10 protein-coding genes are annotated in these 13,562 nt (G+C 54.3%); all 10 read left to right on the top strand.

Features of this window, described 5'->3' with window-relative positions; genetic code table 11:
• Positions 1–68: 68 nt before the first annotated feature.
• The 10 genes from QQJ86_RS10690 to QQJ86_RS10645 all read left to right on the top strand — a co-directional run bounded on the left by QQJ86_RS10690 (position 69) and on the right by QQJ86_RS10645 (position 13,562).
• Entirely contained in the window at positions 69–1,868 is a 1,800-nt protein-coding gene (locus QQJ86_RS10690; protein ID WP_284320923.1) for a tetratricopeptide repeat protein, read from the top strand.
• Positions 1,869–2,003: 135 nt separating this feature from the next.
• Positions 2,004–2,444 (top strand): pilin, encoded by a 441-nt coding sequence (locus QQJ86_RS10685; RefSeq protein WP_284320922.1) that lies wholly within the window; start codon positions 2,004–2,006, stop codon positions 2,442–2,444.
• Positions 2,445–2,762: 318 nt separating this feature from the next.
• A complete protein-coding gene (locus tag QQJ86_RS10680; protein ID WP_284320921.1) occupies positions 2,763–3,212 on the top strand; it encodes a pilin in 450 nt (149 codons plus the stop codon).
• Positions 3,213–3,281: 69 nt separating this feature from the next.
• A complete protein-coding gene (locus tag QQJ86_RS10675; RefSeq protein ID WP_284320920.1) occupies positions 3,282–5,384 on the top strand; it encodes a tetratricopeptide repeat protein in 2,103 nt (700 codons plus the stop codon).
• Positions 5,381–7,411, top strand: coding sequence for a hypothetical protein (locus tag QQJ86_RS10670; RefSeq protein WP_284320919.1), 2,031 nt, complete (start codon positions 5,381–5,383; stop codon positions 7,409–7,411). The genes QQJ86_RS10675 and QQJ86_RS10670 overlap by 4 nt, the downstream gene beginning before the upstream one ends.
• A 95-nt stretch (positions 7,412–7,506) precedes the next feature.
• Positions 7,507–9,216: an ABC transporter ATP-binding protein gene (locus QQJ86_RS10665; RefSeq protein WP_284320918.1), complete on the top strand. Its 1,710-nt coding sequence runs from the start codon at positions 7,507–7,509 to the stop codon at positions 9,214–9,216.
• The gene (locus QQJ86_RS10660; RefSeq protein ID WP_284320917.1) at positions 9,213–10,397 is read left to right on the top strand and encodes a DegT/DnrJ/EryC1/StrS family aminotransferase; all 1,185 of its coding nucleotides are present in this window, start codon (positions 9,213–9,215) and stop codon (positions 10,395–10,397) included. Before QQJ86_RS10665 ends, QQJ86_RS10660 begins: the two co-directional genes overlap by 4 nt.
• A 62-nt stretch (positions 10,398–10,459) precedes the next feature.
• Complete coding sequence (locus QQJ86_RS10655) at positions 10,460–11,167, top strand: class I SAM-dependent methyltransferase (RefSeq protein ID WP_284320916.1); 708 nt, start codon at positions 10,460–10,462, stop codon at positions 11,165–11,167.
• 5 nt (positions 11,168–11,172) lie between these two features.
• A complete protein-coding gene (locus QQJ86_RS10650) occupies positions 11,173–12,372 on the top strand; it encodes a DegT/DnrJ/EryC1/StrS family aminotransferase (protein WP_284320915.1) in 1,200 nt (399 codons plus the stop codon).
• Positions 12,369–13,562, top strand: coding sequence for a DegT/DnrJ/EryC1/StrS family aminotransferase (locus tag QQJ86_RS10645; protein WP_284320914.1), 1,194 nt, complete (start codon positions 12,369–12,371; stop codon positions 13,560–13,562). The genes QQJ86_RS10650 and QQJ86_RS10645 overlap by 4 nt, the downstream gene beginning before the upstream one ends.

Below are 13,562 nucleotides of genomic sequence, written 5' to 3'. Positions count from 1 at the left end.
ACTGGCTCTCATTGCTGGAGGCGCGCCTGTAAGATAATTTGGCGGGGTCACCAGGATGCAATCGTCTAATGTTCTCGAACACCATCTTCCGCGGCAAGTGGGAACTTGCTTTATGTGCTGCCGTAATAGGCCTAATCGTTGCCATCACGTACTGGCCGGTAGCTCACGCGCAGTTCGTCTATGACGACATTACAGACTTTCAGAGGATGGCGTGGCTGCGCCATGGCGATCAATGGGTCCATTTGCTGTTTCACGGGTTCAATAACTGGCTCAACTACTTTCGGCCGCTTGTCGTTGCTTTGTTCACGCTACAACTGCGCCTGTTCGATACGCAGCCAGGCCCGATGCATCTGGTTTCGCTGGCTTTTCATGTAGTGAACACGCTATTGGTGGGCGTGCTTTCCCTGAAAATTTCCGCTCGTAACGCACTCTTGCAGAAGCGCTATTGGGTTTTTGGCGTATCCACCCTGCTGTATGGCTTACATCCGCTACTAGTTGAAGCCGTGGTGTGGATAGGTTGCCAGTTTGAACTCGCTGCAACCTTATTCATGCTGCTGGGTTGGATAGCCAACGCGGGCATCACTCGACCCACGCGCCGTGCTTTTACGGTCGCAATATGCTTTTTCCTGGCGGCATGCTCCAAAGAATCTGCAGCCGCCTTTCCTTTTATTCTCGTTGTCCTGGATTGGCTTACGCGTCCCGGACCAAGTGACGATCACATAGCTAGCCGGATCCGAACGCTCATTGGTCAAAATTGGCTCACTTATGTAGCAATCATCGTCACGGGCGTTGCCTATCTTGTAATAAGGCATTTCTCGTTAGGCGCCCTTGTACCAGGCGCAGACGCGCACCCACTACCCATATGGGCTCGCCTACAGCAGGCCAGTTTTCTTTATTTGCGCTATTGGCAAATGTTTTTCTGGCCAACTGTTGGCATGGGTCCGCTACACCCGGTGCCGACTCAACAATTTCTCGCCTTCAATATATCCACGCTACTGCAGGACATCGGAGCTGCCTGCATTCTCATCGCTGGCATATGGATGACGTTGCGTCGTATCTATTTCGGGGCGCTGATACTTTGCATCACGTTTTCGCTTCTACCAGTGCTTTATCTTATTGGCCCGCATTTTGATACCAGCCTCTATCACGAGCGCTATGCCATGACAGCACTTGCCGTGGCGTGTGCGTGGCTCCCATCCAGCTTGAAGCAAATTTCGTTTCCACCCAGTCTGCGACGACTCTTGTCGCCTGCTGGAAGGCTTATTCTTGCCACATGGCTGATCCTGGCAGTGATAACGGTTCGCCTAACCATTCCGCTCTGGTCCACCCAAATAAATTTGTGGACATGGGCAGCACAACAAAACCCAACCTACGTGGGAGCCAAGGATGAGCTGATTAGCGCCTACATCGAACAACAAGACACTGCATCAGCTTGGAAGCTGATTGACGACATAATCAAAAACCATGAGACATGCGTGAACTGCATGCTCAACGCAGCAAGCATGTCCGTTACGGAACAGAATCCACAACGCGCGGATTTTTTTCTGCAAAAAGTGAAAGACCTGCCCGAGCTATATACGCAGCCTAATTATCGTTTTTACCTCACAACTGCCGGGCAAGTGGAATTTCTTGAAGGGAACTACAAACATGCCGAAGCATTGGCCCGAGCGGCCACTTCCCTAGAAAAGCTTGACCCACAACCGCAGAAGTTACTTGTCGTTGCACTCGCCATGCAAGGACAAATAAGCACAGCCACTCAGGCTGAAGCTACCGCTCTTTCATTACTTACTGCGGATGAACAAGCTGCGGAGCGCGAACGGTTTAAACAGGTGATGGATTACGTTCGCTCGCATCCAGTCACAAACTAGGCGTTGTGAGCCGGCATGCCGCCTGCAAAGCCCAAGATGGTGGCGAGCATCCCAAAAGACAAAACGGATCACATTTCCCTGCTCCCTTTGGTACGGAACATGCCTCGCATTGGTCTAAACCCAGGGGATCTGACCATGTTGCGCCAACGTGTTTCTGCCGGCTTTACCTTGATAGAGTTGATGATCGTCGTGGCAATTATTGCCATCCTCACTGCTATCGCCATCCCCGCTTATCAGGACTATGTCATAAGAGCCCAAGTCAGCGAGGGCATCGACCTAGCCGAAGCGGCCAAGAGCGCCGAATGGGACTTCTTCTCTACCAGGGGTTATTTGCCGACCACCAATCAGTCGGCAGGGTTGGTCAGCGCCGCGTCCATATCGGGGAAGTACGTGTCCAGCGTCAACCTGGCACCTGCCGGCCAGATCACGGTCACCTACAACGGCCCCCAGGCTAACACGACGATCCATGGCTCCACGCTGGTTCTCTCGGCCCTTACCTCGTCTGGAAACATCAATTGGACCTGTACACCCAGCACTTTGGCGGACAGGTACCTGCCAACAGTCTGCCGACACTGATCGAACACGCTCACGACTGACAAAAATTGTCACCTGATGACAATTTGCAACCCACGCTACTATGAGGCCCGCCAACCCTGAGAACCGATGAGGAAATCCTTGATGGATTTGGCTTGTCGATCTGCGTGACCCAGGACACAATGCCAAACATACGGCGCACCTAGGGCCGTATGCCTCGATGAAAGTGGCATGCAAGGTGCATCGTAAATCCCGCTTCCTGTACGTTCCGACCGCGTTATGGGGATCCAATCCCGCCTAGGGGGATAGGGACTGGAGCTCAGGGGGCATTACACGGTTAGCTAACCAAGAGGAACTATCATGAAGAGTGTGCAAAAGGGCTTTACCCTTATCGAATTGATGATCGTGGTTGCGATCATCGCCATCCTGGCAGCCATCGCTATTCCGGCTTACCAGAACTACCTGATCCGCGCGCAGGTGTCCGAAGGCGCGGTTCTGGCGAGCGCTTCCGAGACGGCTCTTGCAGAGTTCTATCAGAACACAGGGCACTTCCCGACCAGCAACTTGTCTGCCGGTTTGCCCGCCGCCGCCAGCGTGGCTGGCAAGTACGTAAGTCAGGTAGACGCCGTCACCGCATCTGGCATCATCAAAGCCACTTTCGGTGGTGGCCAGGTTAACAGCGCAATTTCGGGTGAGATCATTGCTTTTTCGGCTATCACGAAGGGCGGCACCATGTCGTGGTCGTGCGCGAGCAGTAACACCACCGTGCCGGCCAAGTATCTGCCAACCGCCTGCCGCACTGGTGGCTGATCGCATTACGTCTATCTTCAAGCAACACAAAGGGCCGCAAACGCGGCCCTTCTTTTATTTAGAGAACCCATGAAGCCGAGCCGCGCACCAACGTTTTTTTTATTGCTGACTGGGTTACTTATAGCGACAGCGATCGTTTACTACCCGGGCTTGCGAGGAGGCTTCTTATTTGACGACTACGCCAACCTTCCGGCTCTCGGGAGCGATGGGCCCATAAATAATTGGCCCGCATTCTGGCAGTACATCACGTCCGGAACCGCCGATCCGACTGGGCGACCACTCACGCTGCTAAGCTTTTTGCTCGACGCCCACAACTGGCCCGCCGATCCGCTCCCGTTCAAGCGCACCAACCTGGTTTTGCATCTGCTCAACGGCGCACTGCTGGCATGTCTGCTGCGGGTACTGGGACGAATGCTTTTGCCAGACGCCAACCAGCGCCGTGTCGACACGGCTGCGCTGCTGGGGGCCGAGTTCTGGCTGCTGCATCCACTATTTGTTTCAACCACGCTATACATTGTGCAGCGGGAAGCGATGCTGCCAACCACGTTTACCTTGCTTGGTTTATTGGCGTGGCTGCATGGCCGAACTGCCTTGCAAAAGGGCTCGCGACTTTCCGGCGCGGCCTGGACGCTGTGTGGGCTCCTCGCCTGTACCCTGCTGGGGACACTGAGCAAAGCCAATGGCGTCTTATTGCCTGCGTTAGCGCTGGTCATCGAGTACACCCTGCTGCGCACGTCACCCAACGCCCCCCTGCGCACCACCAGCAGTTTGTATCGTGTATGCATGCTCCTGCTAGCTTGGATACCCGCCCTGCTGATTCTTTGTTACCTGCTGGTTGAAGGCTGGCAGGGGTTTGTTCACGGCATTTCCGCAGTGCGTACCTGGACGCTTGGGCAACGCTTGCTGACCGAGCCACGAGTACTAATGGAGTACCTCAATCTATTGTGGCTGCCGAGGCCGTTCACCCCCGGGCTTTTTAACGATAACGTCCAAGCATCCACTTCTCTTTTGGCGCCCGGCACAACTCTGCCTGCGCTGCTCGGGGTACTCGCACTAATTGCGCTAGCCTGGAAATATCGACGTCAACACCCGTTCACAGCTACCGCGATTCTGTTCTATTTCGTCGGTCAGTCCATTGAATCCAGCACCATTTCGCTGGAATTGTATTTCGAGCATCGCAACTATTTGCCGGCCCTATTGATGTTCTGGCCATTGGCTCTGTGGCTATGCAATGTTCGTGTTCCGCAAAGCACGCCCGCCGGCACAGAACGGAATGCAATGCGCCTAACCATGTCGCCAGCCATGGAAACAACGCCCCCCCATTCCCAACAGGCAGACAGCTCTACACTCACGCTGCGCAAAGCAAAGCCAGCACTCGCCGTGGCATTGCTTATGGGCCTGGGCTTGATGACCCACACCAACGCGGAGTTATGGGGAAACACGCATGATCAGGCCATCCTGTGGGCCGCGTTGAATCCCGATTCGCCGCGCGCGCAGGCCAGCGCCGCTATCGCCGAAAGGGACGCCGGCCATCCGGAGCTTGCCGTTATCAGGCTAAAGCGCCTACTGGTCAAAGACCCGGATCAAGTCCAACTAGCCTTGAATTTGTTTAGTGCACAATGCCAGCTTGGCAGCATTGATCCAAGCACGATCGACGCTTCGCAAACCGCGCTTCGTACGAGCCGGGATACCGGCAACCTGATGGCGCATTGGTTCGACGGGATGATGGAACAAGCCCAGCACCCGCCATGCCGCCAGCTTAACCTTGAAACGATCGCAAGCCTTCTCGACGCGGCGCAGAAAAACCCATACCTCGCCACGAATCCTGGCCGGAGACAGGACCTCTACTATCTGCAAGGCCACCTCGCATTGATCAGGGGTAACGCCGATATGGCCCTGACCGACTTCAACCATGGGCTAGATATACAGGTACGTGAATCAGACGCGCTGGCACAAGCCGCGCTACTGGGTGCCATGGGTTATCCACGCCACGGCCTGGCACACCTGGACCATTATAAAGCCGTGCAACAGAAAGCCACACCACCAGGGTTAGGCATGCCACGCGTTCACGCCTGGGTTTTGGAGCAGCAAGATTATTGGCCCAAAGAGCTCGCGCGCCTGCGCGCTACACTACGCAGCGATGCTGCTTCGCAACCCACCGGCAACCGATGAGCCTGACAACCCCCAAATTACATCGATGGTGGCTCCCATGGGGTCTGCTGGCCCTAGGGCTGATAATTACCACCTTTGCTTACTGGCCGGGCTTATCCGGCAGCTTCTTCTTTGACGACAACCCTAATATCGTCGATAACAAGGGCGTTCAACCAGCTGATGCATCGTTTGCATCACTACTAAACGCAGCGCTTTCGTCACCATCAAGCGAATTCAAGCGCCCACTTTCTTCACTGAGCTTCGCCGCGAACTACCTTCTTACAGGCCTTGATCCTTATTGGATGAAGCTCACCAATCTGGTTATTCATCTATTAAACGGCTTCTTGGTGTTTTTACTTGCGCGTGCATTAATAGAACTCGCAAGCAGACAGTCGCCAGAAAATAGACCGCGTTCAAGTTACGTCGCTGCTGTCCTCACCTGCGGCTGGATGCTTCTACCCATCAATTTAACGGGCGTGCTCTATGTCGTCCAACGCATGGAGAGCCTCGCCAACCTGTTCGTGCTTATGGGCCTGATCGGCTATGTGACGGGGCGCAAGTGTATGCTGTCCGATGGCGACAGCCCATCACCATCTAGTCAACACCTATCCGATTGGGGTGGGCTCGGCATCTGCGCGGCAAGCATCGCCCTTTTCACGCTCATCGGGCTGCTGGCCAAAGAAACGGCGGTGATGTTGCCACTCTATGCATTTCTGATTGAGTGGATCCTATTTGGTTTCCGCAAGCGGCCTGCTGCTGCTTCGCAGGTTGTCCATCCACATGACTGGCGCCTGATCAGTCTCTATGTGATCGGATTGCTTGCTCCACTTGTTGTCGGCCTCACGTGGCTGCTACCCGGTCTGCTGAGACCGGAAAACTGGGCCACCCGCGACTTCACTCTGGGCACACGCCTGCTCAGTGAAGCCCGAATCGTGGTGGACTACATCATCTGGACCTTGTTGCCCACTCCCGATGCACTCTCCTTCTACCACGACAACTTCGTTGTCTCGACAGGATTGTGGCATCCATGGACCACGCTTCCTTGCATAGTGATACTGGCAGCCATGGCTTTGCTGGTTCCTGTGCTGCGCCAGCGCTGGCCGTTGGTATCGCTAGGCACCGCACTGTTTTTAGGCGCCCACCTGCTTACCGCCACCGTCTTGCCGCTGGAACTGGTCTACGAACATCGCAACTATTTCGCGAGTTTCGGGCTCCTGCTCGCCATGATGCCACTGCTAACCACGGGCATGTGGCGCCAGGCTCCACAGTCAACGCAGAGTTTTATCCTTGCTCGCAGCACCGCGCTGGTCATGCTGATGCTGTTGTGGACCTTTGAAACAGCTGTCACCGCCATCGCGTGGGGTGCCCCGCTCAGCCTTGCCGAAACACTGGCAAGCCGCGCCCCCAACTCTCCACGGGCGGAATACGAACTGGGCCGTACTTACATCATTTGCTCCCATTACGACCCAAGGTCACCTTTCACTGCCTTGGCGTATGCTCCGCTGGAGCGCGCCGCCGCGCTCCCGCACTCCTCGATCCTTCCCGAACAAGCCTTGATTTTCATGAACGCACGCATGCACTTGCCGTTAAAAGATACATGGTGGGACAGCATGATCGGAAAGCTGAAATCTCGCCCGGCCGGCGTACAGGACGAGAGCTCGCTCGGCGCGTTGACCGAATGTGCCCGCGATCACGGCTGCGACCTCCCCCCTCGGCGCATGATTGATGCCTACTTGGCCGCGTTATCGCACCCCAATCCCAGCGCACGCTTGCTTTCCATGTATGGCGACTATGCATGGAACGTACTTGGTGATAGAGCCCTGGGCGAGCAGATGGCTGAGGGTGCCGTCAACACGGCCCCCAATGAAACCGCCTACCGAATCACGCTGATACGAATGCTCGTAGCGCTTGGCCAAACATCAGAAGCCATGCATGCATACCGTCAGCTAGCGCTGATGAATGTCGGAGGCAGACTCGATCAGGAGTTGAAGAACCTACTCGATACAATCGAAGCCCACAGTCCGACAATCTCTACAACCAGGTCCTGATCAAATCTCATCGCGATAGCACCCTACCAATGTTCAACACTCTTGGAAAAATCTGGGACATATTTACGCCAGCCGAGAGGAGCAAAGCGATACGGATGCTCATGCTGGTCGTGCTGATGGCCATGGCCGAGACCGCCAGCGTACTGTCCATCATGCCGTTTCTCTCAGTGCTGGGGCGACCGGCCATCATCCAGGAAACACCGGTGCTGATGGCCGCCTATCACCGGCTTGGACTGACCGACACACGCCAGTTCATCTTCTTTCTGGGTTTTGCATCCATTGCACTGGTCATTTCCTCTTCCCTGTTCAAAACCATCACGCTGCACATCCTGAACCGCTTCGTACATATGGAGCGGCACTCCATCAGCACACGCCTGCTGTCGCGCTATCTACAACAACCTTACGAGTTCTTCCTAAGCCACAACCCGTCTATCCTGGCGAAAAATGTACTGTCCGAGGTTGACCAATTGCTCTTTGAGCTGATTCAACCCCTATCTCAACTACTGGCTCAGGGTGCCGTACTGCTCGCCATGATCGCACTGATCCTCTGCTACGATGCAGTGACGGCCATTTGCATTATGGTCAGCTTGGCCCTGCTTTACGCCGGCATCTACATACTCGTACGCAAGCGCCTGGCGCGCATCGGCACCGAGCGCCTCGCTGCAAATGGGCAGCGCTATCAAACCTGCAACGAAGCGCTCGGCGGCATCAAGGACGTTAAGGTCACTCACGCCACAAAGGTCTATCTCACCCATTTCGAACGCGCTTCGCATTTGTTCTCGCGTCACACCGCCACCAATGAGACCCTGGCCCAATCCCCACTGTATCTGGTGGAAGCCACCGGCTACACCGGGCTCATTGCGATTGCCCTGGTGTTGCTCCTCAAGACCAACGACATCGCCCATGTGCTGCCAGCGCTGGGCCTGTACGGCTTTGCTGCCTACCGCATGCTGCCTTCGGCACAGATCATGTATCGGGGCTTCGCCAAGCTGCGATTCACCTCGTCCACTTTGGAATCCATCGATCGTGACCTGAAGCTACCTGAGGAACCTGATGCTATATCCAGTTCCACCATACCGTTCCACCACGAAATCCGCTTGCAGCGCATCCGCTACGCCTACCCCTCAGCACCGGAAAAACGGGTCTTCGACGGCTTCGATCTCATCATTCCCGTCAACAGCAGTGTGGGCATTGTTGGCAAAAGTGGTGCAGGCAAAAGCACCCTGATGGACATCCTGCTTGGCCTGCTGCATCCCCAAGCAGGCACGATGAGCGTAGATGGTGTACTGATCACCGCCGACAATGCTGCCGCGTGGCAACGCAGTATCGGTTACGTGCCACAGCACATCTACTTGTCGGACGCCAGCATCGCCGAAAACATTGCTTTCGGCGCGCCACGCGAATCCATTGATATGGCCTCCGTGGAACAGGCTGCCCGCGCAGCGCAAATCCACGACTTCGTCATCGGCGAGTTGCCACAAGGTTACGATACCCAAATCGGTGATCGCGGTATCCGCCTCTCCGGTGGCCAACGTCAACGGCTCGGCGTTGCTCGCGCACTCTATCGCGATCCGTCGGTACTACTCATGGACGAAGCCACCAGCGCATTGGACGCCCAAACCGAAGAAGCCTTGAACGAGGCAATCCGCAATTTGTCAGGAAACAAGACGATCATCGTGATCGCACACAGGGAAGCGTCATTGCGGAGCTGTCAACAAGTATTCCATATTGGCATCGGTGGAGATGTGACCACCCCAGACGCCGCTGGCCCCTCACCTACTCCCTATACTGCATATCGCCCATGAAAAGGATCAACGATCCCTCGGATCTTGCCATCAACGGCGCGCCACCCGCATTTTCAGAGCGGCTGCACGTCGGACGCCCCAACATCGGCAACCACGAGGCATTCCTGCAGCGAATCGCGCAAGTGCTGGACAACCAGTGGCTGACCAACAACGGCCCGATGGTCCAGGAGTTCGAGCGGCGCATCGCCGCCCACCTCGGTGTCAAGCACTGTATCGCCATGTGCAACGGCACCATCGCCCTGGAAATCGCGATTCGCGCCCTGGGATTGACCGGCGAGGTCATAGTCCCCTCATGGACTTTCATCGCCACCGCCCATGCGCTGTACTGGCAAGGTATTACGCCTGTCTTTGCCGACATCGACCCAGCTACGCACAACCTCGATCCCGAAGCTGTGCGGCGCATGATCACGCCGCGCACGACAGGCATCATCGGCGTTCACCTTTGGGGGCGTGCAGCGCCAATCGACGAACTTCAATCCATTGCCCACGAACACGGCCTGAAGCTGATGTTCGATGCCGCGCACGCCTTCGGCAGCACGTATCATGGCCAGAACATTGGGCGCTTCGGCGAGTGCGAGGTGTTCAGCTTCCACGCCACTAAGGCGTTCAACACCATGGAAGGCGGTGCCGTCACCACGAACAACGACGAGCTGGCCGACGCCATGCGCCTGATGCGTAACTTCGGTTTCAAGGGTTACGACAACGTCATCCACCCAGGCACTAATGGCAAGATGATCGAAGCATGTGCAGCAATGGGTTTGACCAATCTTGATGCACTCGAAGAAATGTTCACCGCGACCCGCCTTAATTACGGGATCTACAGGGAAGCGCTAATGGCCATACCAGGCATCTCCGTACTCGACTATGCCCCCAAAGAACAAAACAGTCATCACTATGTCGTGATCGAGATTGACGAACATTTCGGACCCACGCGTGATGAAGTCATCGCTGCCCTTCACGCCGAAAATATACTGGCGCGCAAGTATTTTTGGCCGGGTTGCCACAAGATGAAACCCTATCGGGACTTATTCCCTCACGCAGGGCTGATGCTTCAGAATTCACACAAAGTTTCGGAGCGTGTCGTCGTGCTTCCCGCAGGCTCCAGTTTGCATCCTGACAGCATCAAACAAATCTGCCGCGTGATTGAAATGCTGTACCACGGTAATCGCAACCATCAATAGCATGAAAAATCGCAAATAGATCACATAGCACCACCAAGCGTCACTGACGTAAAAGGGTCCCCATGAATTTCCCAAAATCGGACTACAAGGAATATCCCAAAACGCTGCCGCCAGATGATTTCTGGGGGCAAGTCAGGCGTACTGTCCATGGAAAGCCGATACCGGAAAATCAAATACAGCTCATTGTCGAAGCCATCAAGAGCGGCCTTGATTTTTGCAATAACGACTGCCTGCTAGATATTGCTTGCGGCAACGGCGCGCTTTCTCAGCTACTCTTCCACGATATTGCTGAGTTCCTTGGTGTCGACAATTCGGAATACCTAATATCCGTTGCACTAGCAAACTTTGGCAAACCTCCAGAGTTCAATTTCAGCCTAAGCGATGCTGCCGAATATATTCAAACGGAGCAGAATCCTGACCGATTCACCAAAGCGCTCTGCTATGGCAGTTTTTCTTATTTCACGACTCAGGATGCTCGCACTGTCCTGCAGGGGCTATCGGAGCGATTTACAAAGGTCAAGAAGTTGTACATTGGCAATTTGCCGGATAAAGCACGCGCTCAAGCTTTCTATCCTGCAGGAAAAGATTATGCTGAAGAACTAGTAGATCATGCATCGCAAATTGGAATTTGGCGCAGCAAGGAAGATATGGAGCAGCTTGCAGCCGAAACAGGATGGAGCATTCGATTCAAGCATATGCCGGATGACTTCTTTGCGGCACATTATCGCTTTGACGCGATATTGGAACCACTCCATTCACGAATGAAGTAAATCAAGTGATCCACAAAAAAAACATAAGTGATTTGGCAAACTTTGGCGGCACCGCCTTGTTCGCCACCCCACGCTCCACGTCCAACCTTGTTCGTCCGGATGTCGAGACATTTTTATTGCACTCCAAGTCGATTCTTGAACAAAGGCGAAGAATCGGCGCACCTTCATTGGTTGAACAACTCGAACGAGAATTGGCGGAGTTTCACAACACTACATTCTGTGTTGCTTTCAGCAACGGGTTCTGGGGGCTGGCACTTGCCATGAAATGCTTAGCTGTCCCTGGCAAGACAGAAATAGTAATGCCTTCGTTGACATACCGCCGCATGGCAGACATTGCTGCTTGGGTAAAATTGGTCCCCCACTATTGTGAGATAGACGCTCACACACTCGGTATCAATGCCGAAACTGCCGCACGCTGCATTAATGAAAACACAGCGTTGCTGCTTGCCGTGCATCCAATCGTCAACTGTTGCGAAATCGATGGCCTAGTCGGGTTGGCGGAACGCAACAATCTTCCCCTACTAGTCGACGCAGTCGAATCAGTATACGAAACATATAAGGGGAAAAAGATAGGATCGTTTGGCAACGCGGAATGCTTTTCCATGCACGCCAGCAAATTGATCAATGGTTTCGAGGGTGGTTATTTGACTACCAACGATCCCGACCTTGCGGAAAAGCTAATCAAAATGCGTAGCATGGGGGTGCTCGAAGACGGTCGCACAATCCCTCATGGCATTGACGCAACCATGAATGACGTTCACGCAGCCATGGCGCTCGCCAGCCTGTTGGATCTTCCCGCACAAGTCGAACGCAATCGTATGCGCTACGAAGCCTACAAGCACATGCTTGGTTCAGTACCAGGCATAAATCTGCTCGCTTTTGACGAGCGTGAGCAATGCAGCTACAAAAATATCGTGGTGCGACTTTCTGCAGAATGGCCACTCTCTCGCGCAGACACGCTGTCCATCCTGCACAGCGAACGCGTGATTGCGCGCCCATATTACTCGCCGGCACTACACATGAAACGTACAACGTACCCCACCATTGCCGGCGATCTCAGCCTGACAGAAAGCCTAGCTGAACAATTCATGTTATTACCTTGCGGATATTTCGTCGACGACGACGATACGGCACTCATAGTTTCGCTTCTTCGTTTCATACATGACCACGCCGATCAGATCACTAGACAACTACATCAAAAATGAACACAACACCGTCTCATCCAACCTTCGGCATACTGGGTGCACGCCCCAGGTTCAATACTCTGTTGGTCGGTGACACCACCTATCTGCCTGCGCCGGAGCGATATGAGAGTATCTTTCGAGACATCTTCGCCCGGCAGTACTATACGAACCAAGGCCCACTAACGTCTCAACTCGAACAGCGCCTAAGCGTTCTCCATGGGATGCGGCATGTCGTATGCGTCACCAACGCAACGATTGGGCTAATCATGGCAGCCGAAGCAATGGAGCTACGAGATCAGGTTGTCGTCCCTGCGCTAGCCTCCACCTCTGTTTTGCAGTCTCTGGCTTGGGCCGGCCTTGAACCAATTTTCTGCAACATAGATTCGTCAACACATCAGATGAACATCGGTCACGTAACCGACATACTTAACCAAAATCGCGGAGCAATTTCAGGCATATTGGCAGTAAATCAGTGGGGAAGCATATGCGACGCGCCAGCTCTGCGAAGCCTCGCCAGTCGATTCGGCATCCATCTATATTTCGATTCTGTCCACGCGTTCGCAAATGTCGTTAACGGCGCGTCAATTGGCAGCCTGGGTGATGTAGAAGTTTTTTCACTTCACAGCAGCCAAATCATGGGAGGGGCAGAAGGCGGCTTTCTATGCACGAATGATGATGCTCTGGCGGCACGTCTGCGCAACATCCGCAGCAGCTATGGCGCGGGCACCTTTACCGCCGTGGCAAAAACCAGCAACGGTAGAATGTCAGAAGCACAAGCGGCGCTGGGACTACTGCATCTCGATGACTTCCCGCAACTACAATCGAGAAACTTAGCACTGCTCCAAAGATATGAGAGCGGCCTTGAAAAGGTTTCTGGTTTGCGCCTGTTGAAACCGAGCGACACCTGCAATAGCAACTATGCATATGTCGTATGCCAAGTTGACGAATCTGTATTCGGAATGAGTAGAGACCGCCTAATCGCAGTTTTAAAGGCCGAGAACATCAACGCTCGTCATCATCCATGCCTAGAAGCAAGTTTGGCATACATAGCACCAGAGGAAGACCAGTTGCAGCACTCTGTCGATGTAATACGCAACTACTTTCAATTGCCACTCGGCGTTGATGTCTCCGTGCATGACGTCGACCAGGTTTGCGCTGTGCTCGCCGAAGCAAGGACATACGCGACCATGCTAAAAAAAATTGAGGTGTAA

It is taken from the genome of Dyella acidisoli (genome assembly GCF_030160295.1).
Taxonomy (GTDB): domain Bacteria; phylum Pseudomonadota; class Gammaproteobacteria; order Xanthomonadales; family Rhodanobacteraceae; genus Dyella_B; species Dyella_B acidisoli.
Note: the sequence above shows the minus strand (reverse complement) of the source record. Positions and strands in the feature narration are given on the sequence as shown.

What these genes read in the sequence shown, in the direction of transcription:
- QQJ86_RS10645 (WP_284320914.1), top strand. Translation starts at nt 12,369, where the DNA reads ATGAACACAACACCGTCTCATCCAACCTTCGGCATACTGGGTGCACGC.
- QQJ86_RS10660 (WP_284320917.1), top strand. Translation starts at nt 9,213, where the DNA reads ATGAAAAGGATCAACGATCCCTCGGATCTTGCCATCAACGGCGCGCCA.
- QQJ86_RS10670 (WP_284320919.1), top strand. Translation starts at nt 5,381, where the DNA reads ATGAGCCTGACAACCCCCAAATTACATCGATGGTGGCTCCCATGGGGT.
- QQJ86_RS10675 (WP_284320920.1), top strand. Translation starts at nt 3,282, where the DNA reads ATGAAGCCGAGCCGCGCACCAACGTTTTTTTTATTGCTGACTGGGTTA.
- QQJ86_RS10690 (WP_284320923.1), top strand. Translation starts at nt 69, where the DNA reads ATGTTCTCGAACACCATCTTCCGCGGCAAGTGGGAACTTGCTTTATGT.
- QQJ86_RS10680 (WP_284320921.1), top strand. Translation starts at nt 2,763, where the DNA reads ATGAAGAGTGTGCAAAAGGGCTTTACCCTTATCGAATTGATGATCGTG.
- QQJ86_RS10685 (WP_284320922.1), top strand. Translation starts at nt 2,004, where the DNA reads ATGTTGCGCCAACGTGTTTCTGCCGGCTTTACCTTGATAGAGTTGATG.
- QQJ86_RS10665 (WP_284320918.1), top strand. Translation starts at nt 7,507, where the DNA reads ATGCTCATGCTGGTCGTGCTGATGGCCATGGCCGAGACCGCCAGCGTA.
- QQJ86_RS10655 (WP_284320916.1), top strand. Translation starts at nt 10,460, where the DNA reads ATGAATTTCCCAAAATCGGACTACAAGGAATATCCCAAAACGCTGCCG.